The sequence below is a fragment of the Variovorax sp. PAMC28562 genome, from assembly GCF_014303735.1.
Taxonomy (GTDB): Bacteria; Pseudomonadota; Gammaproteobacteria; order Burkholderiales; family Burkholderiaceae_C; genus Variovorax.
Genome location: NZ_CP060296.1, coordinates 14,520 through 40,693 on the forward strand (window position 1 = coordinate 14,520; position 26,174 = coordinate 40,693).

19 protein-coding genes and 1 riboswitch are annotated in these 26,174 nt (G+C 66.8%); of the genes, 18 read left to right on the top strand and 1 reads right to left on the bottom strand.

Annotated features, from left to right (window positions below; translation table 11 throughout):
- Window positions 1-16 precede the first annotated feature (16 nt).
- The 16 genes from H7F36_RS00055 (at window position 17) to cobJ (ending at window position 23,789) form a co-directional block, all read left to right on the top strand.
- Window positions 17-6,082, top strand: a complete 6,066-nt coding sequence (locus H7F36_RS00055; protein WP_187052767.1) for an alpha-2-macroglobulin family protein — start codon at window positions 17-19, stop codon at window positions 6,080-6,082.
- Window positions 6,083-6,212: 130 nt separating this feature from the next.
- Window positions 6,213-6,602, top strand: coding sequence for a DUF4345 family protein (locus tag H7F36_RS00060; RefSeq protein WP_187052768.1), 390 nt, complete (start codon window positions 6,213-6,215; stop codon window positions 6,600-6,602).
- Window positions 6,599-6,988, top strand: a complete 390-nt coding sequence (locus H7F36_RS00065) for a nuclear transport factor 2 family protein (RefSeq protein ID WP_187052769.1) — start codon at window positions 6,599-6,601, stop codon at window positions 6,986-6,988. Before H7F36_RS00060 ends, H7F36_RS00065 begins: the two co-directional genes overlap by 4 nt.
- 25 nt (window positions 6,989-7,013) lie before the next feature.
- Window positions 7,014-9,239, top strand: coding sequence for a penicillin-binding protein 1C (gene pbpC / locus H7F36_RS00070; protein ID WP_187052770.1), 2,226 nt, complete (start codon window positions 7,014-7,016; stop codon window positions 9,237-9,239).
- Window positions 9,240-9,301: 62 nt separating this feature from the next.
- Window positions 9,302-10,567 (top strand): CynX/NimT family MFS transporter, encoded by a 1,266-nt coding sequence (locus H7F36_RS00075; protein WP_187052771.1) that lies wholly within the window; start codon window positions 9,302-9,304, stop codon window positions 10,565-10,567.
- Window positions 10,568-10,725: 158 nt separating this feature from the next.
- Window positions 10,726-10,991, top strand: a riboswitch (cobalamin riboswitch).
- A gap of 192 nt (window positions 10,992-11,183) precedes the next feature.
- Entirely contained in the window at window positions 11,184-12,497 is a 1,314-nt protein-coding gene (locus tag H7F36_RS00080) for a cobyrinate a,c-diamide synthase (RefSeq protein ID WP_187052772.1), read from the top strand.
- Window positions 12,494-13,081 (top strand): cob(I)yrinic acid a,c-diamide adenosyltransferase, encoded by a 588-nt coding sequence (gene cobO, locus H7F36_RS00085; RefSeq protein ID WP_261802440.1) that lies wholly within the window; start codon window positions 12,494-12,496, stop codon window positions 13,079-13,081. The genes H7F36_RS00080 and cobO overlap by 4 nt, the downstream gene beginning before the upstream one ends.
- Window positions 13,082-13,138: 57 nt before the next feature.
- On the top strand, window positions 13,139-14,200 hold the full coding sequence (gene cobW / locus H7F36_RS00090) for a cobalamin biosynthesis protein CobW (RefSeq protein ID WP_187052773.1): 1,062 nt from the start codon (window positions 13,139-13,141) through the stop codon (window positions 14,198-14,200).
- 18 nt (window positions 14,201-14,218) lie between these two features.
- Window positions 14,219-18,073, top strand: coding sequence for a cobaltochelatase subunit CobN (gene cobN / locus H7F36_RS00095; protein WP_187052774.1), 3,855 nt, complete (start codon window positions 14,219-14,221; stop codon window positions 18,071-18,073).
- Entirely contained in the window at window positions 18,073-19,230 is a 1,158-nt protein-coding gene (locus H7F36_RS00100; protein WP_187052775.1) for an ATP-binding protein, read from the top strand. The genes cobN and H7F36_RS00100 overlap by 1 nt, the downstream gene beginning before the upstream one ends.
- Window positions 19,231-19,331: 101 nt before the next feature.
- Complete coding sequence (locus H7F36_RS00105) at window positions 19,332-19,910, top strand: vWA domain-containing protein (protein WP_261802441.1); 579 nt, start codon at window positions 19,332-19,334, stop codon at window positions 19,908-19,910.
- Window positions 19,911-19,923: 13 nt separating this feature from the next.
- Window positions 19,924-20,370 carry a DUF1636 domain-containing protein gene (locus tag H7F36_RS00110; RefSeq protein ID WP_261802442.1) on the top strand — a complete coding sequence of 149 codons (447 nt, stop codon included), beginning with the start codon at window positions 19,924-19,926 and terminating at the stop codon, window positions 20,368-20,370.
- Window positions 20,371-20,492: 122 nt separating this feature from the next.
- Window positions 20,493-21,620, top strand: coding sequence for a cobalamin biosynthesis protein CobG (locus tag H7F36_RS00115; RefSeq protein ID WP_187052777.1), 1,128 nt, complete (start codon window positions 20,493-20,495; stop codon window positions 21,618-21,620).
- 50 nt (window positions 21,621-21,670) lie between these two features.
- On the top strand, window positions 21,671-22,246 hold the full coding sequence (locus H7F36_RS00120) for a precorrin-8X methylmutase (RefSeq protein ID WP_261802582.1): 576 nt from the start codon (window positions 21,671-21,673) through the stop codon (window positions 22,244-22,246).
- Entirely contained in the window at window positions 22,243-22,974 is a 732-nt protein-coding gene (locus H7F36_RS00125) for a precorrin-2 C(20)-methyltransferase (RefSeq protein ID WP_187052779.1), read from the top strand. The genes H7F36_RS00120 and H7F36_RS00125 overlap by 4 nt, the downstream gene beginning before the upstream one ends.
- Entirely contained in the window at window positions 22,971-23,789 is an 819-nt protein-coding gene (gene cobJ / locus H7F36_RS00130; protein WP_187052780.1) for a precorrin-3B C(17)-methyltransferase, read from the top strand. Before H7F36_RS00125 ends, cobJ begins: the two co-directional genes overlap by 4 nt.
- Here the strand turns inward: cobJ and H7F36_RS00135 are convergent.
- Window positions 23,750-24,568 carry a cobalt-precorrin-6A reductase gene (locus tag H7F36_RS00135; protein WP_187052781.1) on the bottom strand — a complete coding sequence of 273 codons (819 nt, stop codon included), beginning with the start codon at window positions 24,566-24,568 and terminating at the stop codon, window positions 23,750-23,752. The genes cobJ and H7F36_RS00135 overlap by 40 nt on opposite strands.
- Here H7F36_RS00135 and cbiE point away from each other — a divergent pair.
- Together cbiE and H7F36_RS00145 are read left to right on the top strand one after the other, a co-directional pair.
- Window positions 24,555-25,766 (top strand): precorrin-6y C5,15-methyltransferase (decarboxylating) subunit CbiE, encoded by a 1,212-nt coding sequence (gene cbiE, locus H7F36_RS00140; RefSeq protein ID WP_261802443.1) that lies wholly within the window; start codon window positions 24,555-24,557, stop codon window positions 25,764-25,766. The genes H7F36_RS00135 and cbiE overlap by 14 nt on opposite strands.
- Entirely contained in the window at window positions 25,763-26,173 is a 411-nt protein-coding gene (locus tag H7F36_RS00145; RefSeq protein WP_187052783.1) for a cobalamin biosynthesis protein, read from the top strand. The genes cbiE and H7F36_RS00145 overlap by 4 nt, the downstream gene beginning before the upstream one ends.
- Window position 26,174 lies beyond the last annotated feature (1 nt).

Genomic DNA, 26,174 nt, shown 5'->3' on the forward strand with positions numbered 1-26,174 from the left:
AAGAGGGAGGAACCCGATGAACCGATTGCTTTCCAAATGGGCGCTGGGCACAGGCGTCTCGCTGGCCATGATGGCGCTGCCCGCCCACGCGCTGCAGATCACCAGTCTCACGCCCCAAGGCGAAGTGGCGCGTGTGCGCCAGATCGTCGCCAAGTTCGATCAGCCCGCAGTCAAGTTCGGCGACCCCAAAGCACCCGCGCCGCTCGCGGTGAGTTGCACGGACGCCGCCGCGGGCAAGGGCACCGGTCGGTGGACCGGCGAGAAGCAATGGGTCTACGACTTCGAGAACGATCTGCCGCCCGGCGTGCGCTGCACGGTCACGCGCATCGCCGATTTCAAGTCGGGCACCGGGGCCGAACTGACCGGCCCGGAGCGCTACCAGTTCAACAGCGGCGGCCCCTTCGTGCGCAACGTGCAGCCGAGCTACGGAAAGATCGACGAGCAACAACTCTTCGCGCTCGAACTCAGCGGCCCGGCCACGCTGGCCAGCGTGCGCCAGAACGTCTGGTGCGCGGTCGATGGCGTCGGTGAACGCGTGCCGGTGCGCCTGATCGAAGGGGCAGACCGTACCGGCCTGCTCAAGTCGTTCGGGCAGGACAAGGCCGCCGAGAAGGAGCCGCTGCGCTTCGTCACGATGCAATGCAACCGCACGTTGACCCCGGCAAGCCGCGTGCAGATCGTCTACGGCAAAGGCGTGGCGACGCCATCGGGCATTGCCAACGCGATCGAAAAGCGATTCGCTTTCGAAGTGCGCGAACCGTTCGCGGTGTCGTTCACCTGCGAGCGCGAGAACGCGCAGGCGGCCTGCCTGCCGTTGCGCCCGATGGAGCTGCGCTTCAACGCGCCGGTGTCGCGCAAGCTGGCGATGCAGATCACGATGAAGGGCGGCGACAAGACCCAGAAGCCAAAAGCCGACGAGGACAACGCCAACGACGATGACGCGGTGGTCGAGTCCGTCAGCTTCGCGCCGCCCTTCGCCGAGAGCACACCTTTCACCATCGCGCTGCCCGCTAAGTTCGTCGATGCGTCGGGCCGCGCGCTCGCCGCGCCGGGCAGCTTTCCGATGAAGACCGCGACCGGCCCGATGCCGCCGCTCGCCAAGTTCGCCGCCTCGCCCTTCGGCGTGGTCGAGCGCTTCGCCGAACCCGGCGGCGTGGCGATGATGCCGGTGACGGTGCGGCGCGTCGAGCCCGCATTGATGGTCAACGCGCTGACACCGGGCAAGGTCAGCGACATCAACCCACAGACCGATGCCGAGATCATCGCGTGGTACCGCAGGGCCAGGTTCTACGACAACAACTACACGGTCGACCGTAAGCTCGCGCGCACGGACGTCAAGGGTGCGCTGCCCAAGGTGATCGACAAGGACGAAAAAGACAACGTGCAGACGCGCATGCTGTCGCTGCTGGGCGGACAGGCGGGCGTCAAGACGCTCGATATGCCGAAGTCGGAGAGCGGTGATCCTCGGCCATTCGAGGTCATCGGCATCCCGCTCACGCCGGGCTTCCACGTGCTGGAGATCGCCTCGCAAAAACTCGGTGATTCGCTGCTCGACGAGCGCTACGGCGCGGGCCGCACGATGTACGTGCGCACCACCGCGCTGGCCACCAATTTGGCGGTGCACTTCAAGCTCGGTCGTGAGAATGCGCTGGCCTGGGTCACGACGCTCGACAAGGGCCAAGTCGTCGCCAACGCGAAGGTGCGCGTGTCCGATTGCCGCGGCAAGGAAGTCGCGACCGGCACCACCGATGCGAGCGGCATTGTCACGCTGAAGGGCATCTCGCCGGACGCGCCGAAGTGCAACGGCGCCGGGGGCAGTGACGGCAACAGCGACGGCGACGGCGACGACTACGGCACCGGTGCCTATTTTGTCAGCGCACGCGCCGGCGACGACCTCGCCTTCACCTGGACCGACTGGCAACGCGGCATCGAGCCCTATCGCTTCAACGTGCCGACCAGCCTGCAGGCCGAGCCCGATCGCGTGGCCCACACCATTTTCGACCGCACGCTGTTGCGCGCCGGCGAAACGGTGTCGATGAAGCACCTGATGCGCACGCAGACCAGCGCCGGCTTCGGCGTGACGGACGACCTGCCCGACACGCTGGTCATCACCCACGTCGGCAGCGGGCAGGACTACGACCAGCCGATCACCTGGCGCAAGACCGCGACGGGCGGCCGCAGTGCAGAGAACACCTTCGCCATTCCGCCAGCGGCCAAGCTCGGGCTGTACACGGTGGCGCTTGCGGGTGGAAAAGCAAAAGCCGGAAAGTCCGGCGGCGAGAGCGACGACGACAGCCGCGCGCTATCGACCGGCTCGTTCCGCGTCGAAGAGTTCCGCCTGCCGGTGCTCGAAGGCCGGGTCACGCCGACCGACAAGAAGCCGCTGGTCAACGCGACCACGGTGCCGACCGACGTGCAGATCAACTACGTGGCGGGCGGCGGCGCGGCCAACCTGCCGGTGCGCGTGTCGGCGCTGGTGCGTGGCAAGAACCTGAGCTTCGGCGACTACGACAGCTTTACCTTCACGCCGCCGCAAAAGCAGGACGCCTCGGCCGCCGGTGCCGATGAAGAAGCCGACGCAACGCAAGACGCGCGCGTCATCGCCGACAAGCTGCCGGTGACGCTCGACAAGAACGGCGCCGGCAAGGTGACGGTCGACAAGGTGCCGAAGAACATCGCACCGCGCGAACTGCTGCTCGAGGCCACTTACGCCGACCCGAACGGCGAGGTGCAGACCATCCGCAGCACGCAGACCCTGTGGCCCGCTGCGGTGATCGCCGGCGTGAAGACCGAGAGCTGGATTTCGGTCGGCCAGAAGCTCAAGTTCCAGGCACTCGCGCTCGACCTGAGCGGCAAGCCGCAAGCCGACGTCGCGCTCGATGTGAAAGCCATCGCGCGCATCACGACCAGCAGTCGGAAGCGCATGGTCGGCGGCTTCTACACCTACGACAACAAGACCGAAACCAAGGACCTGGGCACCGTGTGCAGCGGCAAGAGCGACAGCCGCGGCCTGCTGCTGTGCGATGCATCGCTGACCGAGCCGGGACGTGTCGAACTCATCGTCAGCGCAAAGGACATGGACGGCAACACCAGCGTCGCCGCCAACTCGGTGTACGTGACCAAGCAAGGAGAAATCTGGTTCGGCGGCGAAGACAACGACCGCATCGACGTGCTGCCCGAAAAGAAGAATTACCAGCCGGGCGAGGTCGCCAAGTTCCAGGTGCGCATGCCGTTCCGTTTCGCGACCGCGCTGGTGTCCGTCGAGCGCGAAGGGATCATCGAAACGCACGTGGTTCAACTCAATGGGCAAGATCCGACGGTGAGCCTCACGGTGAAGTCCGAGTGGGGACCGAACGCCTATGTGAGCGTGCTCGCCCTGCGCGGCCGTCTGCGGGAAGTGCCGTGGTACAGCTTCTTCACCTGGGGCTTCAAGGCGCCGCGCGAGTGGTGGACCGCCTTTTGGTACGAGGGCAAGGAGTACGTCGCGCCGACGGCGATGGTCGACCTGAGCAAGCCGGCCTATCGACTGGGCCTGGCCGAGATTCGCGTCGGCACGCGTGCGCACCAGATCGACGTGAAGGTGACGAGCGACAAGCCGAGCTACCCCGTGCGTGGCAAGGCGCAAGTGACCATCACAGGCAAGCTGCCCGATGGCAAACCGGCCGCAGGCGCCGAAGTGGCACTGGCCGCGGTCGACCAGGCGCTCCTCGAACTGATGCCCAACGACAGCTGGAACTTGCTCGAAGCGATGCTGCAACGGCGCAGCTGGGGCGTGAGCACCTCGACGGCGCAAATGGAAATCGTCGGGCGCCGGCATTACGGGCGCAAGGCCGTGCCGGCCGGCGGAGGTGGTGGCAAGGGCGCGGCGCGCGAGTTGCTCGACACGCTGCTGTTGTGGAACCCGCGCGTGGTCCTCGACGCCAATGGACAGGCCGTGGTGACGGTGCCGCTCAACGATGCGCTGACGACCTTCCGCATCGTCGCGGTGGCCGATGCAGGCACCGGGCTTTTCGGCACGGGCCAGACCACGGTCCAGGCCACGCAAGACCTGCAGATCATCAGTGGCCTGCCACCACTGGTGCGCGAAGACGATCAGTTCCGCGCGCAGTTCACCCTGCGCAACACCACGCAGAAGCCGATGAAGGTCGAGGCAGCACCGCGTGCGACGTTGCTCACGATGGCGCCGCAAACGGTCGACATCCCCGCCGGCGAATCGCGTGAAGTCGCGTGGATGGTGACCGCACCGGCGCAACTCGCGCAAACGCGGGCCGAGGCGATCCTGTGGGAGATCGAGGCCAGGGACATCACCGCCGGCAGTACCGGCAGTACCGGCAACAGCGCCGCGCGCGATGCGTTGAAGGTCCGGCAGCGCATCATCCCAGCGGTGCCGTTGACGGTGCAACAAGCGACGCTGGTCCAGCTCGAGGGGCCGTTCACGCTCGACGTGGCGATGCCCGCCGACGCCTTGCCCGGCCGCGGCGGGTTGAAGATGTCGTTGCAACCCAAGCTGGCCGAAGGCCTGCCCGGCGTACGCGACTACTTCGCCAACTATCCTTTCAGCTGCCTCGAACAGAAGACCAGTAAATCGGTCGGACTGCGCGACGGCCAGTTGTGGAAAGGCGTGGTCGCGCAGATCCCGAGCTACCTCGATGGCGACGGCTTGGCCAACTACTTTCCGCCACGCGATGGCGAGGCCAATCGCGGCAGCGACATCCTGACCTCGTACCTGCTGGCAGCGACGCAGGAAGCCGCGGCGCTCGACCCTGCCTTCGCGTTACCCGACGACGTGGCGGCACCGATGCAGGCCGGCCTGATCGCTTTCGTCGAAGGCAAGATCCAGCGCGAGTTCTGGAGCCCGCGCAAGGACCTGGACGTGCGCAAGCTCGCGGCGCTCGAGGCGCTGTCGCGCTACGGCAAAGCGCAGGGCCGCATGACGACCAGCATCACCATCGCGCCCAACCAATGGCCGACCAGCGCGGTCATCGACTGGATGAACATCCTGAAGCGCGTAACCGACGTGCCGCAGCGCAAGCAACGACTCGACGAAGCGAACAACGTGCTGAAGGCGCGCCTCAGTTACCAGGGCACCAAGCTCATCTTCAGCACCGAGCAGGACGACTACTGGTGGTGGTTGATGACCAACGGTGACGTCAACACCGCGCGCCTGTTGCTCAGCGTGATGGACGACCCGGCATGGAAAGACGACATCGGCAAGCTGGCCAACGGCTTCATCGGCCGGCAGCAGAACGGTGCCTGGCACACGACCACCGCCAACCTGTGGGGCGGCCTCGCGCTGGAGAAATTCTCGAAGGCCTTCGAGAGCACGCCGGTCACCGGCATCACTGCGGCGACGCTGGGCACCATCAAGGCACAGGTCGACTGGAGCAAGGTCGAGCGTGTGAAGGCGAGCGATGCGGCCGGCGTACCGAATCAAAGGACGTTCTTCGGCGCGCCCGCCTCGCCTGGCAACCTGCGCAACAACAGCATGTTCCTGCCGTGGCCGGCGGCGACACCAGCAGTCGCCGGCGCAGCCGCAGCGGCAGTCACGCCTGGTTCGCACGACACGCTTCTGGTGACGCAGCAAGGCACCGGCAAGCCGTGGCTCACACTGCAGTCGATCGCCGCGGTACAGCTCAAGGCACCGTTCGCGGCCGGCTACCAGATCAAGAAGACCATCACGCCGGTCGAGCAGGCCACGCCGGGCGTCTACACCCGCGGCGACATCCTGCGCATCGCCCTGGAAGTGAACGCCAGTGCCGACATGACCTGGGTCGTCATCAGCGACCCGATTCCCGGTGGCGCGACCATCCTCGGCGGTGGCCTCGGCCGCGATTCGCAGATCGCCACGCAAGGCGAGAAGAAGAGCGGCGCGGGTTGGGCGGCTTTTGAAGAACGCAGCTTCGAAGCCTTCCGCAGCTACTACGAGTACATGCCGAAGGGCGTGGTCAAGAGGGAGTACACCGTGCGCCTCAACAACGTCGGCGACTTCGCGCTGCCGCCAAGCCGCGTCGAGGCGATGTATGCGCCCGAGATGTTCGGCGAAATGCCGAATGCGCGGGTGAAGGTGGAACAAGCGAAGTAGAAGATTTACATCCGGCGCGCCGCTGCAGGGGCGGCGACACAGGCAACCAAGCGGTGCAGCGTCCAGCGATGCCCGCTTGCGTTCGGCAAGCCGGTGAACTAAAACGGCTGGCCCTTCGAAAGACTGCCCCATGACTGCCAGCGACCCGCTACTTGCCAGCCAACTCGTGGTTCGGGTTTGCCTCTTTCTCGTCGCGGCGATCGCCCTGTTTGGCGGTACGCTGCAAATGTTTCTAGGCCAGCCCGACACGTCACCGCGGCTGGACAACGTTCACCGATTCATGGCGGGTGTGTACTTCTCCACTGGCGTCATCAGCCTGTGGGCCGCCATCACCATTCGGCAACAACACACACTCGTGTACCTGCTCGCGCTCGGCGTGCTGCTGGCTGGCGTGGGTCGACTGGTCTCCATCAGCAAGGTCGGCCTGCCGAAGCCAACGGCCGTCTGGCTGGGCTATCTCATCCCCGAGTTGGCCCTGCCTTTCATCATCGCGATCGCACACTACATCGGCTCCAAATGACACATGCAACGCTCACCACTTGGCACGAGTTGGTCAAGACTCGCAACACCAAAGGGCTGAAGGATCTGCTGGCAGACGACGTCGTTTTCTACTCGCCCGTGGTGCACACGCCGCAAGCCGGCAAGGCGGTCACGGCGCAGTACCTGTCCGCCGCCTTTCACGTGTTCTTCAACGAAACGTTCCGCTACGTCCGCGAACTTGTCGGACCGAGCGATGCAGTGCTGGAGTTCGAGGTGAACATCGATGGCATCGCGGTCAACGGCGTCGACATGATCAAGTGGAACAACGAAGGAAAGATCGTCGAGTTCAAAGTGATGCTGCGACCACTCAAGGCGATCAACTTGATCCACCAGAAGATGGGCGTCCTGCTGCAGGCGAAGCAATAGCCACCAAATACCCGTCCGGCTTCACATGCGCGCCACCATCGCCAGACCGCTCGCTGCGCTGCTGTGCATGTTGGCGGCAGTCACAACGGCCGCTGCGGTCCCCACCTTCGATGCAGTGAAGCGCGACTTCCGCTCATCCGACGTCGCCGTGCTCGATCGCCATGGCGAACTGCTGCAACGGGTGCGCATCGATCCGACCGTGCGGCGCGGGCAATGGATCGACCTGGACGCCGTATCGCCCGCCCTTCGTACCGCGATGGTGCTGAGCGAAGACAAGCGCTTCTACGAACACAGCGGTGTCGACTGGCGCGCGGCATCGTCGGCCGCATGGGGCAATCTGTGGAACACGAAAACGCGCGGCGCCTCGACGATCACCATGCAACTGGCCGGCTTGCTCGACGACGACTTGCGGCGCGCGAGCGGCGGCCGCAGCTTCTCTCAGAAGGTCGGGCAGACGGTGGCTGCGGCGCAGTTGGAACGCAGTTGGCGCAAAGACCAGGTGCTGGAGGCGTACCTCAACACCGTGCCATTCCGCGGCGAAATCGTCGGGATCGATGCGCTCTCGCGCACGCTGTTCGGCAAGGCGCCGCACGGGCTCGATGCGCGCGAGGCGGCAGTGGCGGCGGCTTTGGTGCGAGCACCCAATGCGAAGCCGGCGGTGGTCGCGCAGCGGGCTTGCGAGGTACTGCGCGTGATGGAGCCGGAGCGAAGCAAGTCGGATTGCGAAGCGATGGACATGTTCGCGAGCGCGGCGTTGCAGAAGCGGGCGTTCGATTCGAACGAGGGGATTGCGCCGCATCTGGCGCGGCGGGTTTTGAGGGAGCGGGAGAAAGACGAAATTTCCACCACCTTGCGGGCGCCGTTGCAGCGCTTTGCGCTCGCCTCGCTACAACGCCACCTGCGCGAACTGCGCGGACGCCATGTCGAAGACGGCGCACTCGTCGTGCTCGACAACGCGAACGGTGATGTGCTCGCATGGGTCGGCTCGTCGGGTGTATTGAGCCAGGCAGCGGAGGTCGATGGCGTGACAGCGCAGCGGCAGCCGGGTTCGACCTTGAAGCCGCTGCTCTATGCCGAAGCGTTGGCCGAGCGGCGGCTCACCGCAGCATCGCTGCTCGATGATTCATCGGCACAGATCAACACGGCCGGCGGGCTCTACATCCCGCAGAACTACGACCGGCAATTCAAGGGGCCGGTGTCGGTGCGCACCGCGCTGGCTGCATCGCTCAACGTGCCGGCAGTGCGCACGCTGGTCATGGTGTCGCCGGCAGCCTTCGCTCGGCAACTGCGTGCCGCGGGCGTGCCGTTGAAGCAGAGCGGCGACTATTACGGGTACAGCCTGGCGTTGGGGAGTGCGGAGGTGTCGTTGCTGGCGTTGACCAATGGGTATCGGACGTTGGCGAACGGGGGGCGGTTCGGGGAGACGCGAGTCGTTGCGGGGCTGTCGCCATCCCTGCCTTCCCCCAGCGGGGGAAGGAGCAAAACAGAAGAGATGCAAGTCGTGCGCGCGGTCGATGCGGGTGCGGCCTTTATCGTGGGGGACATCCTTTCCGACGCCAATGCGCGGGCGCGCACCTTCGGGCTCGACAGCATCCTGTCGACGCGCTTCTGGACCGCCGTCAAGACCGGCACCAGCAAGGACATGCGAGACAACTGGGCACTAGGCTGGTCCGAGCGCTACACCGTCGGCGTATGGGTCGGCAACGCGAGCGGCGCGCCGATGTGGGACGTGAGCGGCACCAGCGGCGCGGCGCCGGTGTGGGCCGAGGTGATGCGCTTCCTCCATGCCAACGAACCGAGTCGCGCGCCGACGCCACCGACCGGGCTCGTTCGCACGCATGTGACTTTTGGCAGCGGCAACGACGGCGGGCTGCTCGAAGCGGCACGCGACGAGTGGTTTCTGCAAGGCACCGAGCAGGCCGAATTCGCGCTCGACTCGGTCCCCGGAAAGTCGCAACGCGACGGCGCTTCGGCGCGCATCACGTCACCGTCGAACGGCACCATCATCGCGCTCGACCCGGACATCCCACCGAACCGCCAGCGCGTGCGCTTCGAGAGCGGCGCGGGCGACCGCGCGGGACTGCGCTGGCAGATCGACGGCAACCCTTTTGCGCGCGGCGCCAGCGCGCAATGGTTGCCTTGGCCGGGACGACACGCCATTCAATTGGTCGATGCGGCCGGCGCGATACAAGACGAAATCAAGCTCGAAGTACGCGGCGCCGGCGTCGTTTCACCCGCACCCAAACGCTGAGCCGCTGCAGTGCCCGGGCCACCGTCCGGACGGACTTCGTCGCGTGCGCTTTAATCGAAGCAATGAGTTCCGTCGACCTGCTGATCGATGCCGAGTGCGACAACGCACCGGCACCATCCCCCACCCCTGCCATCACCCGCTCCAGTCGCTTGCTGCTCGGCCTCAGCGTCGTGCTGATCGCGTTCAACCTGCGACCGGTGTTCGCGAGCCTCTCGGTGGTGCTGCCCGAGATCATCGCTGCCACCGGCTTGTCGTCCACCGCAGCGAGCTTGCTGACGACCTTGCCCGTGGTCTGCCTCGGCGTCTTCGCGCCGTTGGCGCCATCGCTGGGCCGCCGCTTCGGCACCGAGCGAACGCTGCTCGGCTGCATGGCGCTGATCTTTGTCGGCACCTTGCTGCGCGGCAGCGGCAGTGTCGGGCTGCTGTTCGTCGCATCGGCCATCGCGGCCGCCGGCATTGCAGTGTCGAACGTGCTGCTGTCGGGCCTGGTCAAGCGCGACTTCGCAAAGCAGGCCGCGCTGATGATGGGCCTTTACACCATGGCGGTCTGTGGCGGTGCCGCTGCCGCGGCCGGCTTCACCGTGCCGCTCGAACATGCCATGGGCGGCGGATGGACCTGGGCGCTGGCGATGTGGGCCGTGCCGGCCGGCGTGGTCACCCTGCTGTGGGCGCCGCAAGCATGGTCGCTGGCTCCAGTCGCCAGCGAAGCTGCCTACACCGTGCGTGGCCTGTGGCGCGACAAGCTGGCGTGGCAGGTCACTTTCTTCATGGGACTGCAATCGGCTCTCGCGTACATCGTCATGAGCTGGCTCGCGCCAATCCTGAGGGAGCGTGGCCTTGGCGATGCGGCAGCAGGCTACGTTCTGTCGCTGTCGATCATCACGCAGGTGATCACCTGCCTCGTCGTGCCGGCCATCGCAGTCAAGTTCCGCAATCAGGTCGGCGTGGCCGTGGTGCTGGCCGTGCTCATCGTCGCGGCCATGCTGGGCTGCCTGCTGGCGCCGCTGTCGGGCATCTGGGTCTGGGCCGTGCTGCTCGGCATTGCGCAAGGCGGCTCATTTGCACTGGCGTTGACCTTCATCGTGCTGCGCTCGCCCGATGCACATGTGGCGGCGCACCTGTCGGGCATGGCGCAAGGCGTGGGCTATGTGGTCGCGGCCCTCGGCCCGCTGCTGGTGGGTCTGCTGCGCGGGTGGACCGGTGGGTTCGCGGCGGCGGCGTGGCTGTTCGTGGGGCTCGGCGTGGCGCTGGTGGTGGCCGGGCTGGGTGCGGGTCGCACGCTGCATGTGGGGGCGGTGACGGTGCCCGCGCTGGGCGGCAGTCGCTAGAGCGCGGTGTGGGTGTCGATACCGGCGATTTTTTAAGAATCGGCTGGGCGTTGCTTTGAAGCGTATGGCCGCTATGGGCATTGCACTGAAGTCGGCCCGCATGCGCTATGGCGCGCTGCAGGTGCGGGCCGTTTGGGTGAGGTCACCAAGGCAGGCTCCCCTATAATTTAACGGTTGGTGCTCGCTTTGGTTTTCAGGTCAAAGCAGTTCAACGGGAATCAGGATGGGATGCTGTGTATGTCTGAGTGGACACGCTTCGGCGCCCGAACCTGAGCTGCCCCCGCAACGGTAAGCGGACGCAAGCCCAGTGCTTGCAGCTCGTATTAAGTGCCCACTAGGTGAACGCCGCGCAAGCGACGGCCCGGGAAGGGAATACGGGTCGTCTTCGCCAGCCCGGATACCGGCCAATGAGGTGGCGCGTCATGCGAATGATGCGCCTTGCGGTGCATGCCTGCGGGGAAGCGGGCGAGCATGTCCAGTGCGGTGTTTCCATCATCATTCATTTCCCTTTCAGGTCGCTTGAGGTGACGCTGCTCCGCCAGTTTGTGGGCGATGGCGACGCCATGCATCTACGCAGGGTCCGAAACGCTGTCCCCGTCCAAACGGAGGTCACGGGATGAGCGCAGCCACTGCCGTGTCCTGCCGCGCACTGATGATCACTGCCCCGGCTTCGGGCCAAGGCAAGACCACGGTCACCGCCGCGCTGGCGCACTGGCACCGCAGCCGAGGCCGCCGCGTGCGGGTGTTTAAAACCGGCCCAGACTTTCTCGACCCCATGGTGCTGGAGTGCGCCAGCGGCGCGCCAGTGCAGCAGCTCGACCTGTGGATGGGTGGCGAAGCGCACTGCGCTGAATTGCTCTACGACGCCGCCATTCAGGCCGATCTAATTCTGGTCGAAGGCGTGATGGGTTTGCATGACGGGACGCCGTCGAGTGCCGATCTCGCATTGCGTTTCGGCCTGCCGCTGTTGGCCGTGATCGATGCCTCGGCGATGGCGCAAACCTTCGGTGCCGTGGCGCACGGGCTCGCCACTTACAGAGCCGGCCTGCAACTGACCGGCGTGCTGGCCAACCGAGTCGGCAGCTCGAGCCATGCGCAGATGTTGCGGGAAAGCTTGCCTGCCGGCATGACTTGGTATGGCACGCTGCCGCGTGGCGGAAACTACGGTTTGCCCGCGCGTCACTTAGGGCTGGTGCAGGCTGCAGAAGTCGGTGACATGGCCGAGCGGATTGCAGCTGCCGCACGGGCGCTCGGCGAGAACGGGGAGTTGCCCATCCCGCCGGTTGTTCAATTCGAGGCACCGCTCGCCTCGGACAATCTAGCGCTGCCGGCACTGCTGAGCGGCACCACCATTGCCATTGCGCGAGACGCTGCCTTTTCATTTCTATACCCCGCTAATCTCGATACCCTGCGTGCCTTGGGCGCACGGCTGTGCTTCTTCTCGCCGTTAGCCAACGAGCCGGTGCCGACTGCAGCTCAAGCGCTGTACCTGCCCGGCGGTTATCCGGAATTGCACTTGCAGGCATTGGCGAACAACACCGTCACGCGCCAATCCGTCCATGCACACCACGCTGCTGGCCGGCCCCTGGTCGCAGAGTGCGGCGGCATGCTGGCACTGCTGGAGACGCTCAGCGACAAGGCAGGCCACAGCTCGCCGATGATGGGCCTGCTGCCCGGCCAGGGCGTCATGACCGATAGGCTCGTCAACCTCGGCATGCACAGCCTGATGCTGCCTCAAGGCCAGGTGCGTGGCCATACCTTCCACCATGGACGCATTGCGACAACGTTGCCGGCCACGCTGCACACCGTGGCTCAGCGCCAGCAGGGTCGGGCCGAAGCCGTGTTCCACCAAGGCCGCTTGTTCGCTTCGTTCATGCACCTGTACTTTCCGAGCAACCCACTGGCCATCGCCGCGATGTTCAAGCCATGACCTTGTCCGCAATGTCCACCGAGCGAGCACTGCAGCCCTTGCCCGACACCCAACCACCACAGGGTGCGTCGCACGGCCGCGTCACCGTGCACACCGGCCCCGGCAAAGGCAAGAGCACAGCCGCGTTCGGGCTCGCGCTGCGCGCTGCCGGCCAAGGCGAAACAGTCAAGATCTACCAGTTCATGAAAGTGCCCACGGCGCGCTTTGGCGAGCACCGCTTATTCGAGCAACTGGGCATGCCTATCGAAGGTCTGGGCGACGGCTTTAGCTGGAAGAGCCGCGACTTGGAACATTCGGCCGAACTCGCGCGCGCGGGTTGGGCCCGTGCCGAGGCCACAGTGCGAGCCGGCGCGCACTCCCTGGTGGTGCTCGACGAAATCATGTATCCGCTGCGCTATGGCTGGATGTCGCTCGACCCGGTACTGGCCTGCCTGCGTGAGCGCCCATCGCATGTGCATGTGGTGCTCACTGGCCGCAATGCGCCGCAGGAAATGATCGATATCGCCGATTCAGTGACCGAAATGGCATTGATCAAACACCACTTCAAGGCAGGTGTGCCGGCACAACGCGGCATCGAGGACTAGTCACTTCGTCGCTTGCCTGACTTCTCTACGCTCACTCAGCCCATCCAGGAATCGACCATGCAATCCCGCAAGATCCCCGCCACCATCGTCACGGGTTTTCTCGGCAGTGGCAAGACCACTCTGCTGCGTCACCTGCTGCAAAACGCCCAAGGCCTGCGCATCGCAGTGATCGTCAACGAGTTCGGCGAGCTAGGCATCGACGGCGAATTGCTGAAAGGCTGCGGCATCGGTTGCGACGAGACCGGCGCGCCCAACGGCCAGTTGTTCGAATTGGCCAACGGGTGCTTGTGCTGCACCGTGCAGGAAGAGTTTGCCCCGGTGATGGAGCAGCTTGCAGCGCGCCGCGACCAGATCGACTACCTGGTGATCGAGACCTCGGGCCTGGCGTTGCCCAAGCCGCTGGTACAGGCCTTCCAGTGGCCCGCGTTGCGCAACGCCTTCACCGTCGATGCCGTGATCGCGGTGGTGGATGCGCCTGCCGTGGCGGCCGGCCGCTTCGCCGACGATCCGGTGGCGGTCGATGCCCAGCGCCGCGCCGACGACAACCTGGACCACGACTCGCCATTGCACGAGTTGTTCGAAGACCAGCTTGCCACCGCCGACCTGGTGATCGTGCACAAGACCGACGGCATGGACACTGCCGCGCTGGCCGGCGTCGAAGCTGCCATCCGCCTGGAAACCGCACCGGGCGTGAAGCTGCTGCATGCGCAGCATGGCCGCATCGACCTGGGCGTGTTGCTGGGCCTGGAGCGTGCGGTCGAAGACGTGATCGACCAGCGCAAGACGCACCATGACGCGGAAGAAGACCATGACCACGATGCCTTCGATTCCGTCTCGGTGAGTTTGCAGGTGCTCGATCGGGCGCGGCTGCTGACGGTGCTGCAAGACCTGGTCGAACGCCACGAGATCTACCGCGTCAAGGGATTTGTCTCGCTGCCCGGTGCGGCCATGCGACTGGTGATTCAGGGCGTGGGCACGCGCTTCGACAGTTACTTCGACCGGGCGTGGCGCGGCGACGAGATGCGCCAGTCGCGCCTGGTGCTGATCGGCGCCGGTCTGGACGCTGCAGTGCTGCAGGCCGAACTGGACCGCGACCTGTCGGCCAGCGTTCATTCCTGAAATCACCCAAGGACTCTCATGCACCTGATGTCCACACGCCCGGGCGGCCACGTTGAAGACGGTGGCCAGGGCGTCGTGCGCGTCGAGCAGACGCCCGCCTCGATCGTGGTGCTGAGCGCGGCGGACACCACGCTCTCGCTGCTCGCCGATGTGGCCGCCCAGCTCGGCCCCGACTACCCCAGCGTTCGCCTGGCCAACCTGATGTGGCTGCGCCAGCCAGCCTCCGTCGACATGTACGTCGACGACGTGCTGCGCCATGCCCGCGTGATCGTGATCGACCATCTCGGCAGCCCCAGCGACTGGGCTTACGTGGTGGAACGTGCGATGTCGCTTGCGCGCGAGCGGGGCCAGTGGCTGGCGATGTTCTCGGGTGATGCCTTCGAGGACGCGCAACTACTGATCCGCAGCACCGCACCGCAAGACGATTGCCGCCACCTGTGGCGCTGCCTGCGCGAAGGCGGGCGCGACAACGCAAAGGCCTTTTTTTCGCTGATCGGCCATGCCGCATTCGGCCTGGGCGAGCGGCCGCCGGTGCCGGTGCCGTTGCCCAGCGCCGTGCGGTACGAGCCCCAGGCCATCACCTGCCGCACACCGTGGAAATCGGGCGCACCCGTGGCCCTGCTGCTGTTCTACCGCGCCCATTTGCTCGCCGGCAACACGGCGGTTTTCGATGTGATGTTGGAGGCGCTGGCCACCGCCGGCCTTAACGCAGTGGCTCTTGCCGTCGATTCCCTCAAGAACCCTGAAAGCCATGCCGCGGTGCAAGCGCTGGTCGCGGAACACGCCGTGGCGATCGTGCTGAACGCGACCAACTTTGCCACCGCGTCGATCGACGGCAGCGATCTGGGCGATGCAAGAGATGCGGATACAGCGCCCGCGACCCTGGCCGGCGATGCCCCTGTGTTGCAACTTATCACCGCCGGCTGCTCGCATGAGCAGTGGCTGGCGGACGCACACGGTCTGGCGCCGCGCGACCTGGCCATGCAGGTGGTTCTGCCCGAGGTCGACGGCCGCATCCTTACGCGCGCCATCAGCTTCAAGGGCATGGCCTGGCGTTGCGAACGCACCGAACTCGACGTGGTGCGCTACGAAGCCGAACCCGAGCGCATGGCCTTCGTGGCCGAACTGGCGCGCCGCTGGTGCGTGCTGCGCGAGAAGCCCAATGCCGACAAGCGCATAGCGCTGATCTTGGCGAATTACCCGATCGACGATTCACGCATTGCCAACGGCGTGGGGCTCGACACACCCGCCTCGACCGTGGCTGCGCTGCATGCGCTGCAAGCGGCAGGCTACGCCACCGGAGAATTGCCGGCCAGCGGTGACGCGCTGATCGCTTCGCTGTTGCGCGGCATCACCAACGACCGTGTTGCCAACGACGCCCGGCCCGCCGCTCAGAGTTTCGCCATGGCTGATTACCTGGAAGACTTCCTTTTGCTGCCAGCCGACAGCCGCGCTGCCGTCAACGCCCTTTGGGGCGCGCCGGAACAGGACCCCACGCTGCGCAGCGGTCGTTTCACCATCGCCGGTCTGCGCTTCGGCCATGTCTTCGTCGGCATCCAGCCGGCGCGCGGACGCGACATGGATTTGTCGGCCAGCTATCACGACGCCGAGCTGGTGCCACCGCACCATTACCTGGCGTTTTATTTTTGGTTGCGTCGCGCCTTCGCGGTGGATGCGATGGTGCATGTCGGCACGCACGGCAACCTCGAATGGTTGCCCGGCAAGAGCGTGGCGCTGAGCGCAGCCTGCTGGCCCGATGCCATCCTCGGCCCGCTGCCGCACCTGTACCCCTTCATCGTCAACGACCCCGGCGAAGGCAGCCAGGCCAAGCGACGCACCCAGGCCGTGATCATCGACCACCTGATGCCTGCCATGACGCGCGCCGAGACCTACGGCCCGCTGCAGCAGATCGAGCGCCAGATGGACGAGTACTACGAGGCCTTGTCGCTCGACCCGCGGCGCGCGCGGCGGCTGCGTGAGGACATCCTCGAACGCACGCTGCGGGAAGGCTTGCACGAGGAGCTGGGCTTTGCCCGACCGGCAGACGACACCGCACGCGACAGCCTGTTGAAGGGGCTGGACGCTTATCTTTGCGAGATCAAGGAATCGCAAATTCGCGACGGCCTGCACACCCTCGGCAGCTCTCCACAGGGCCGGCAACGCATCGACACGCTGGTCGCGCTAGCGCGCTTTTCAGCAGGCACGGTGGCGGGTCAGAAAAGTCTGCTGCTGGCACTGGCACAAGACTTGGCACTCGACGGGGTGGACGGGTTCAACGTGCTCGGCCCGGACTGGGCCGCGCCGTGGCAGGGACCGCGCCCGCCGGCGCTGCAGCAGCTCAGCGACGATGTCTGGCGTCACGCCGGACACACACGCGAACGGTTGGAAAGGTTGGCCTCGCGTCTGGTGGCCGAACAGGTGATGTCCGATCAAGCTACACCAAAGGCCGATCCGGAGGCATTCGATGCGACAGCCTGGCCACACACCGCCCCGGTGCTGCAACGCCTGCGCCAAGTACTGCTCCCCCGGCTCGACGCTTGCGGCCCGCAAGAGATGACGCAGTTGCTACGCGGACTCTCCGGTCGCTTCGTGCCGCCCGGTCCGAGCGGTGCGCCATCGCGTGGCCGGCCCGACGTGCTGCCGACGGGGCGTAATTTCTACAGCGTCGATACCCGCGCCGTACCGACACCCACGGCCTACGCCATGGGTGCGGCCGCCGCCGAACGGCTCATCGAACGCCATCTGCAGGACCACGGCACGATGCCCGGCGAGGTCGGGCTGTCGGTATGGGGCACCAGCACCATGCGCACGGGCGGTGAAGACGTGGCGCAGGCTTTCGCGTTGTTGGGTGTGCGGCCCAAGTGGGCCGATGGCAGTGCACGGGTGGTCGACGTAGAAGTGCTGCCAATGGCCATCCGTCACCGGCCCCGCGTCGACGTGACCTTGCGTGTATCGGGCTTCTTTCGTGATGCCTTCCCCAACGTGATCGATCTGTTCGACACGGCAGTGCGTGCCGTCGCCGCCATCAGCGAAGACGACGAACCAGATGACGTGAATCCGATTCGTGCCCGCGTCCAGCGTGAAGCGGCGGCTGCCCTGGCGGCCGGCCAGGCGGCGGACGAAGCGGAACGTCAGGCCACCTGGCGCGTGTTCGGCCCGCGCCCCGGCGGCTACGGCGTCGGTGTGCAGGAGGTGTTGGACAGTTGCGACTGGAAAGATGGCGCCGATATTGCCCAGGCCTACGTTCAGGCTGGTTCCTTTGCCTATGGCCAGGGCGACCATGGCGTCGCGGCCCGCGCGCCGTTCGAGCGGCGACTGGCGCAACTCGATGCGGTGCTGCACAACCAGGACAACCGCGAGCACGATGTGCTCGACGCTGCCGACCATGCCCAGTTCCAGGGTGGCATGGCGGCCGCCGTGCAGCATCTGTCGGGCGTCCCGGCGGCGCTGTACCACGGCGACTTCAGCGTGCCGGGTTCGCCGCGCATTCGCACGCTGCGCGAAGAGGTGGCACGCGTGGTCCGTTCGCGCGCCGTCAACCCGAAGTGGCTGGAAGGCGTGCGTCGCCACGGCTACAAGGGTGCTTCGGAGATCGCCGTCACGGTGGACAACCTGTTCGCCTACAGCGCGACCACCGGTGTGGTCGCTGACCACCAATTCGCGTTGGTGGCCGATGCCTACCTGCACGACGACACGACGCGCGAATTTCTGCAGCAACACAACCCGCTAGCGCTGCGCGGCATCGGCGAGCGGCTGCTCGACGCAATGCGGCGTGGCCTGTGGGCCGAGCCTGGCGACCAGCGCGAGCGGATCGAACACCACCTGCTGGCGCTGGAGCGCCGGCTTGAAGAACACGGCGAAGGGCCGCTCTGATGACATCGAACTCTGCTGAACCGATTGCCGGGCCAACTGCCGACTCGAATGCCTGCCTCGTCGAACCCGCCACCCGCGCGACCTTCCCCTTCAGCGCGTTGGTCGGCCAGCCGTTGTTGCAGCGCGCTTTGCTGCTCGCAGCGATCGACCCCGGTATCGGCGGGGTGCTGATCAGCGGTCCGCGTGGCACCGCCAAGTCCACGGCAGCGCGTGCGTTGGCGGCCCTGGTGCCTCCGACGCCGGCGGCGTTACCTGCGCCTTTCATCACCTTGCCGTTGTCGGCCACGGTCGAGCAACTCGTCGGCACGCTCAACGTCGAAGACGTGCTGCGCGACGGTCGTCTGCGTCTGGCGCCGGGCCTGCTGGCGCGTGCCCACCACGGCGTGCTGTATGTCGATGAAGTCAACTTGCTGCCCGATGCGTTGATCGATGCTTTGCTCGATGTCGCGGCCAGTGGTGTCAACACCGTCGAGCGTGACGGCATCTCACGTCAGCATGCCGCGCGCTTCGTGCTGGTCGGCACCATGAACCCGGAAGAGGGCGAGTTGCGCCCTCAACTGCTGGACCGGTTTGGTTTGTCCGTTTCGCTGGCCAATCCAACCGATGCTGCGCTGCGCACGGCGATCGTGCGGGCGCGCCTGGGCTTTGACGAGAATCCGCACGGTCTGGTCGAACAACATGCTGGTGAGCAGGCCCGTCTGGTCGATGCTGTCGCCACGGCACGTGCTGCGTTGCCGCGCTTGGCGTGGTCGGATGCGGTACTGCACCACGCTGCGGCCTGCGCGCTGGCGGCCGGGGTCGATGGCATGCGGGCCGACCTGGTGATGCTGCGGGCGGCGCGTGCACTGGCGGCCTTTGAAAGCCGTGACGAGGTGACGACGCTCGATGTCGACGCGGTGGCTGAACTGGCACTGGCGCACCGTCGTGGTGACAAGGCACACGCCCTCCCCCCGCCCCCGGCGTCTCGCGCCCCGTCCGAGCAGAAAGCACAAGATCGCCACGCCGCGTCCACGGCACCCGGTCCCGACCCCGAACGCGCATCACCCGACGCCCTGGCCGCAGAGGCTCCGATCGGCGACTGGGGTGCCCTGCCGCCACGACCTGAAACCACCACACGCGTAACCGGCGTAGGAGGATGGCCATCAAAAAAAGCCTGAGCCCCCGTAGCCGTCTCGTGCGCCCCGGGCGCGCCGGTCTGCGGGGGCCGAAACCCCATCCCTCATCGACGCTCCATGCGCCAAGGCAACCCGCCGAGGGCTTGGCGCGTGGCCCTGTCGCGTGGTTGCCTACGTTGCTGGCCAAAGGCCCACAGCCGCTCCAGAGTGTCCACCTGCGCTATGCCGAGCGGCTGGTGAAGCACGCCAGGTTGCACCTCATCGTGCTCGACACCTCTGGCTCGATGCGCCAGCGTGGGCGCCTTGCGCTGGCCAAAGGACATGCGCAGTGGCTGATCGAGCAGGCCGCCCGCGTTGGCGACCACGTGGCACTGCTGTGCTTCGGCGGTCAGGGCGTGGTGTTGCAGCTGCCACCCGGACCGGCCCGCGCCTCCGGCCGCGCCAAGCTTCGACCGCTGGGCGGTGGCGGAGGCACTCCGCTGACGCATGCGCTGGCCGAGTCCGACGAGCTGCTGCGTCTCGCGCAGCGTCGCAATGGCCCGTCCGAAACCTGGCTGTGGCTGCTGACCGATGGCCGCACGCTGGAACAGCCGGTCGCACCGCAACTCGCCGGGCATGTCGTGATCGTTGACTTCGACGAACCTGCGAGCTCCATCGGCCGCTGTACCGCATGGGCGTTGCGCTGGGGCGCTGAACATCGTCTTGCCAGCCGGCCTACCTGAATCCTGAATACCGATGACCATGTCCCTTGAAGTTCCCCCTGCGCAGGTTACTGAAATCGTTATCTGCACGACCTGCCGACCTGCCGGCGCTTCACGCGAGTTGCCCGCTGCCGGAACGATACTGTTCGACGCCGTGCTGGCGCTGCAACACGAGGCACGACGGGCCGGCATCCATGTGCGCGGCATTGCCTGCATGAGCGGGTGCGAAAGGGCCTGCACCATCGCATTCCAGGCAGCAGGCAAACCCACCTACTATTTCGGAGACCTCGTCGCCGATATCGAAACTGCCGCGCAAGTCTTGGCTTGCGGACAGCTGCACGCAGACAACGCCGACGGCGCCTTGCTGCGCAGCCAGCGCCCGGAGCGGCTACGCGGTGGCATCCTGGGCAAGTTGCCGCCGATGATGACGTCGTTGCCGACCGCAGTGGAAGTCGTTGCAACAACGGCGGCGGTGGCCTGACGCTGATGGCCTCGATCCGCGTCATGCTCCCGATGCCGACGCCTCCGGAACCGGCCAGCGTTCCGGGGTCATCTGGTGTGCGTCCTCAAGCCAAAGGCTGGTGCCCTGGTGCGCATCGCGCCATGGCCTCGGGCGATGGGCTGTTGCTGCGGGTGCGGCCGCCACTGGCAAGAATGACGCGCGCTCAGGCGCTGGGGCTGTGCGAGCTTGCGCAAAGCCTGGGCTCGGGAATGATCGACCTGACTCACCGTGCCAATCTGCAACTTCGCGGTGTCCGGGCAGAAGACCACGACGCCGTGGTGGAGGCGCTTTGCAGGTTGGGTCTGGTCGATGTCGACGCCACACACGAAGCCTGGCCCGCCGTTCTGGTCGCGCCCTGCTGGCAGGCCGGCGATGACACGCAACGCATCGCCAGTGCACTGCTGGCGCGTCTGGGTGAGTTGCCGGCCTTGCCCTCCAAATTCGGTTTTGCCGTGGATGCGGGGCCGGCACCGGTGTTGACGGAGGCCTCGGCTGACGTCCGCATCGAGCGTGCCCGCTCGGGTGGTCTCATCGTGCGCGCCGATGGTGCTGCGGCCGGACATCTGGTACCGCGAGGCGACTTAGCGGAAGCCGTTGCAATGGCACTCGCGATGGCCGTTTGGTTTGCGGCAACTGCTGGGTCCGTGGCGCCGCCATCGAGACGCATGCGCGGGCTTCAGCAGGTGTGCGCAGTGCCCGGTGGAGATGCGCCGCTCGACACCGCGGCCCCTTCGGCCGCGCTGCCGAGGCCTGGCATGTCGCAGCTCGGACCGGTCTACGGCGTGGCCTTTGGTCAAATTGCGGCGACTGCGCTGGGCCACTTGCTGCAAGACAGCGGCGCCGTGGCCCTGCGCTTGACGTCGCAACGCGGCCTGATTCTGGAAGGAGGCGAGTGGCGGGAATCGACCGCATTCATCACGGTGGCTGACGATCCCCTGCTGCGCGTGGACGCCTGTCCCGGTGCTCCGGCGTGCGCGTCGGCCACGGTGGCGACGCGCGCCCTCGGCCTTTCACTCGCTCGGCAACTGCTCACTGACAGCCCTGGCGCACCACGCAGCCTGCACGTGTCCGGCTGCGCCAAAGGGTGCGCTCGTTCGGGTACCGCGGACTTGACGCTGGTCGGCCGCAACGGGACCTTCGACCTGGTGCGCAATGGCCGCCCCGGGGACGCGCCTGCGCAAACTGGGCTGTCTCCTGAAAACTTGCGCGTGTGCATTGGAGCCCCTTGAACCACAGCTTTGAAACCAACGGCGCCGAGATCTATCGCCGTTCCTTTGCCATGATCCGCGCCGAGGCCGACCTTGCCCGCTTCGACGCCGACGACGAGCCGATAGCGGTGCGCATGATTCACGCAGCGGGCCTGATCGGGCTTGAAGCGATGCTGCGCTTCTCGTCTGGCTTCGTGCACGCGGCGCGGTCGGCGCTGGCGGCCGGCGCGCCGGTCCTGTGCGATGCGCGCATGGTCAGCGAGGGCGTCACCCGCTCGCGCCTGCCCGCCGGCACCGAGGTGCTATGTACCTTGCACGACCCGGCCGTGCCCGGGATCGCGCAAGCCATGTCGACCACCCGTTCCGCTGCGGCACTGGAACTCTGGCGGCCGCATCTGAAGGGCGCCGTGGTGGCCATCGGCAACGCGCCGACGGCCTTGTTCCATCTGCTCAATATGCTGCAGGACCCGGCCTGCCCGCGGCCGGCGGCCATCATCGGGTGCCCGGTCGGCTTCATCGGCGCAGCCGAATCGAAGGACGCACTCTGGGCCGAACAGCCCGTGCCCTGCTGCATCGTGGCCGGCCGCCTGGGCGGCAGCGCCGTCACGGTGGCGGCGATCAACGCGCTCGGAAGCCGTCTGGAATGAGCGCACGCGGCACCCTCTACGGACTGGGGCTCGGCCCGGGCGAGCCGGACCTGATGACCGTGCGCGCCCACCGTCTGCTGTGCAGCGCGACCCACGTGGCATTCTTTCGCAAGGCCGGCCGGCCCGGACAGGCGCGGCGCATCGTCGATGGCCTGCTGCCCGAAGGCGTGGTGGAGCACGCGATGGAGTACCCGGTCACCACCGAAATTGCGGTGGAAGACCCGGCCTACAACCAGGCCCTGTCCGCCTTCTATGCCGACTGCGCAACGCACCTGCGCGCGCTGTCGGACGCCGGTCATGACGTTGTGGTGCTGTGCGAAGGCGATCCGTTTTTCTACGGCTCCTTCATGCACCTCTACACCCGATTGATCGACACGCACCCGGTGCAGGTGGTGCCTGCCATCACCGGCATGTCGGGCGCATGGACCGCCACTGGTCAGCCGATCACTTGGGGCGACGATGTGCTGACTGTCCTGATGGGCACGCTGCCCGAGGCCAGGCTGGCACGCCACATGGCCGATAGCGATGCGCTGGTGGTGATGAAGATCGGGCGCCACATCGACAAGGTGCGCCGCGCGCTCGCCACTGCCGGCCGATTGGACGATGCCTGGCTGGTCGAATACGCCACCATGCCGGGCCAGAAGGTGGTGCGGCTGGTCGAGGTCGAAGGTCGCATCACGCCTTACTTTTCGATCGTGCTGGTGCATGGGCAGGGGCGGCGGCCATGAATGACACGACCACGAGCGTCAATGCAACGACGGCGAATGCGGCGGGCCGGCTGGTCGTCGCCGGGCTCGGCCCGGGTGCTGAAGATTGGGTGACACCGGAGGTGACAGCTGCCCTGGCCGACGCCACCGACGTGGTGGGCTACATCCCTTACGTGGCTCGGGTGGCACCGCGCGCCGGCCTGACACTGCACGCCAGCGACAACCGGGTCGAGCTGGACCGGGCCGCTCATGCCTTGCAGATGGCCGCGTCAGGCCGGCGCGTGGTCGTGGTGTCCTCAGGCGACCCGGGCGTGTTCGCCATGGCATCGGCTGTGTTCGAGGCTGTCGAAGCGGGTCCGGCCGAGTGGCGCCGACTGGACGTGCGGGTGCTGCCCGGCATCACGGCGATGCTGGCGGCCGCGGCACGTGCCGGCGCGCCGCTGGGGCACGACTTCTGCGCCATCAACCTGTCCGACAACCTGAAACCTTGGGCGCTGGTGGAGCGCCGATTGCGACTGGCGGTGCAGGCCGACTTTGCGATGGCCTTCTACAACCCGCGCTCGGTATCGCGCCCCGAGGGCTTTGCCCGAACGCTGGTGGTGCTGCGCGAGGCTTGCGCTGCGGCAGGAAGCCCGGACCGCCCGGTGATTTTTGCCCGCGCCGTGTCGCTGCCCGAGGAGACGATTCGCGTGGTCGCGCTGGGCGATGCACAGCCCGAGATGGCCGACATGCGCACGGTCGTCATCGTCGGCTCCAGCTTGACGCGCGTGATCGCGCGCGACGGCCAGTCGTGGGTCTACACGCCGCGTTCGGTAGCACGCGAGGGGACGGCATGAGCGGGTTCAACGCTGTTGTCGTGCACCGTGATGTCTCCCTGGTCGAGCCACGCCAGCACCTCGGCCACGCGCCTGACCTCTTGCCGTGCCGGCAACGGCGGCCGCGCCACCATCAGCACCGGCAAGCCCAACGCGCGTGCCGCATGCAGCTTGGCCTGCGCGCCGCTGCCTCCAGCGTTCTTGCAGACGATGAGTTCGACCTGGTGTTCACGCATCAAGGCGATGTCGCCCGCCAAGTCGAAGGGGCCGCGCGCGACGATGGTGGTGTGCTGCGGCAGCGGCGGCAACTCGTCCGGTTGATCGACCAGCCGCAGGACGTAGTGATGCTGTGGCTGCGACGCGAAGACGGCCAAGTGCATGCGGCCCAAGGCCAGCATCACGCGCTGCGGCGGGCCACCCAGCGCCGCAACGGCCGCCGGCAGATCGGCCACCGGCTGCCAGCGGTCGCCGGCACCGGGCTGCCAGGCGTCGCGTGTCAGCGCCAGCAACGGAACGCCGGCCTGCGCGCAGGCCGCGACCGCATTGGCGCTCATGCGCGCAGCGAAGGGGTGCGTGGCATCCACCAAGTGAGTCACTTGCATGTCCTGCAGATGGCGCGCGAGGCCGGCGACGCCGCCGAAGCCGCCGACGCGCACCGCAATCGGCTGTGCCCTGGGCTGGGCCACCCGGCCGGCATACGACAACACGGCGCGCTCGCCACGTTCGGCCAGCGCCGACGCCATTGCGCTCGCTTCCAGCGTACCGCCGAGGATGAGGATATTGCGCGTGGTTGAAGTCATCAAAAAAGCACCGTGGCTGACAATTATCGGGTTGGGCGAAGACGGCTGGCAGGGCCTACCGCCGACCAGCCGTGCGGCCCTCGACGAGGCTGAACTGGTGGCCGGCAGCGCGCGCCATCTGGCGTTGTTGCCCAAGCTGCGAGCCGAGCGGCTCGAGTGGCCGGTGCCCTTTGCCGACGGCATTCCGATGCTGCTGGCACAGCGCGGGCGCCGCGTGGTGATGCTGGCCTCCGGTGATCCGTTCTGGTTCGGCGCAGGCAGCTCGGTGACGCGCCATCTTGGCGCGCACGAATGGCATGCCTTGCCGGTCGTATCGACCTTCGGTCTGGTTGCCTCGCGCCTGGGCTGGGCGCTGGAACTCGTGACCTGCCTTGGCCTGCACGCGGCGCCGCTGACCCGCCTGCGCCCTCATCTCTGCCCGGGCGCACGGTTGGTGCTGCTGTTGCGCGACGGTGCGGCCGTCGCAGACCTGGCGCGCTACCTGGTCGATAACGATTTTGGTGACAGTCTCATGAGCGTGCTGGAAGCCTTGGGTGGCCCGCGTGAGCAGCGGCGCGACGTGATCGCCTCCGAATTCAATCTGACCGATGTGAGCCATCCGGTGGCCGTGGCGCTGCAGGTGGCGGGCACCGGCCTGGCCCTGCCGCGCAGTGCCGGCCTGCCCGACAGTGTGTTTGCGCACGATGGCCAGATCACCAAGCAACGGGTGCGCGCCCTGGCCCTGTGCGCGCTGGCACCGCGCCCGGGTGAGCGGCTGTGGGACATCGGTGCCGGGTCGGGTTCCATCGCCATCGAATGGCTGCTGGCGCATCCTCGGTGCGAAGCTGTGGCCGTCGAGGCAGACGCCGAGCGCGCCGCCCGACTGCGCGGCAACGCCGACCGCTTGGGCGTCGACCGATTGGTGCTGGTAACGGGACGCGCACCCGACGTCATGACGGACCTGGCGTCGCCCGATGCGGTGTTCATCGGCGGTGGTCTGAGCGACGAGTTGCTGACGGCGCTGTGGAACCTGTTGCCTGCAGGCTGCCGTGTGGTGGCCCATGCCGTGACACTTGAATCCGAAGCACTGCTGGGTCATTGGCACGCCCGCGCCGGCGGCAGCCTGCTGCGCATCGAACTGGCCGAGGCCGCGCCACTGGGCACGCGGCGCGGATGGCGTGCCTCGTACCCGGTCGTGCAGTGGAGTGCCACGCGATGACGGTGGCAGGATTTGGATTTCGACGCGGCGCAACGCTGGCGTCGCTGCGAGATGCGCTGGCACAAGCGCTTTCAGCCATGCCACTTGTGATGCCGGTGCGCGCGATCGCGCTGATCGCCGTAGCGCATGACAAGGCTGAAGCACTGAGCCTGCGCGCATTGGCCGCCGAACTGGGCCTGCCCGTGCATGCAGTCGGTGCGGCGCAACTGAATGCCACCCCGACCTTGACCAACAGCGCCACAGTCCGCGCGCTGCGCGGCAGCGGCAGCACCGCCGAGGCCGCGGCATTGGCCGCTGCCCTGGTGCACGGCGGTCCGGGCGCCATGTTGTTGCACCCGCGCGTCGTGTCTACCGATCGCCTCGCCACCTGCGCTATCGCTGCGCTGGCCCCACAACGGAAAACCTGAC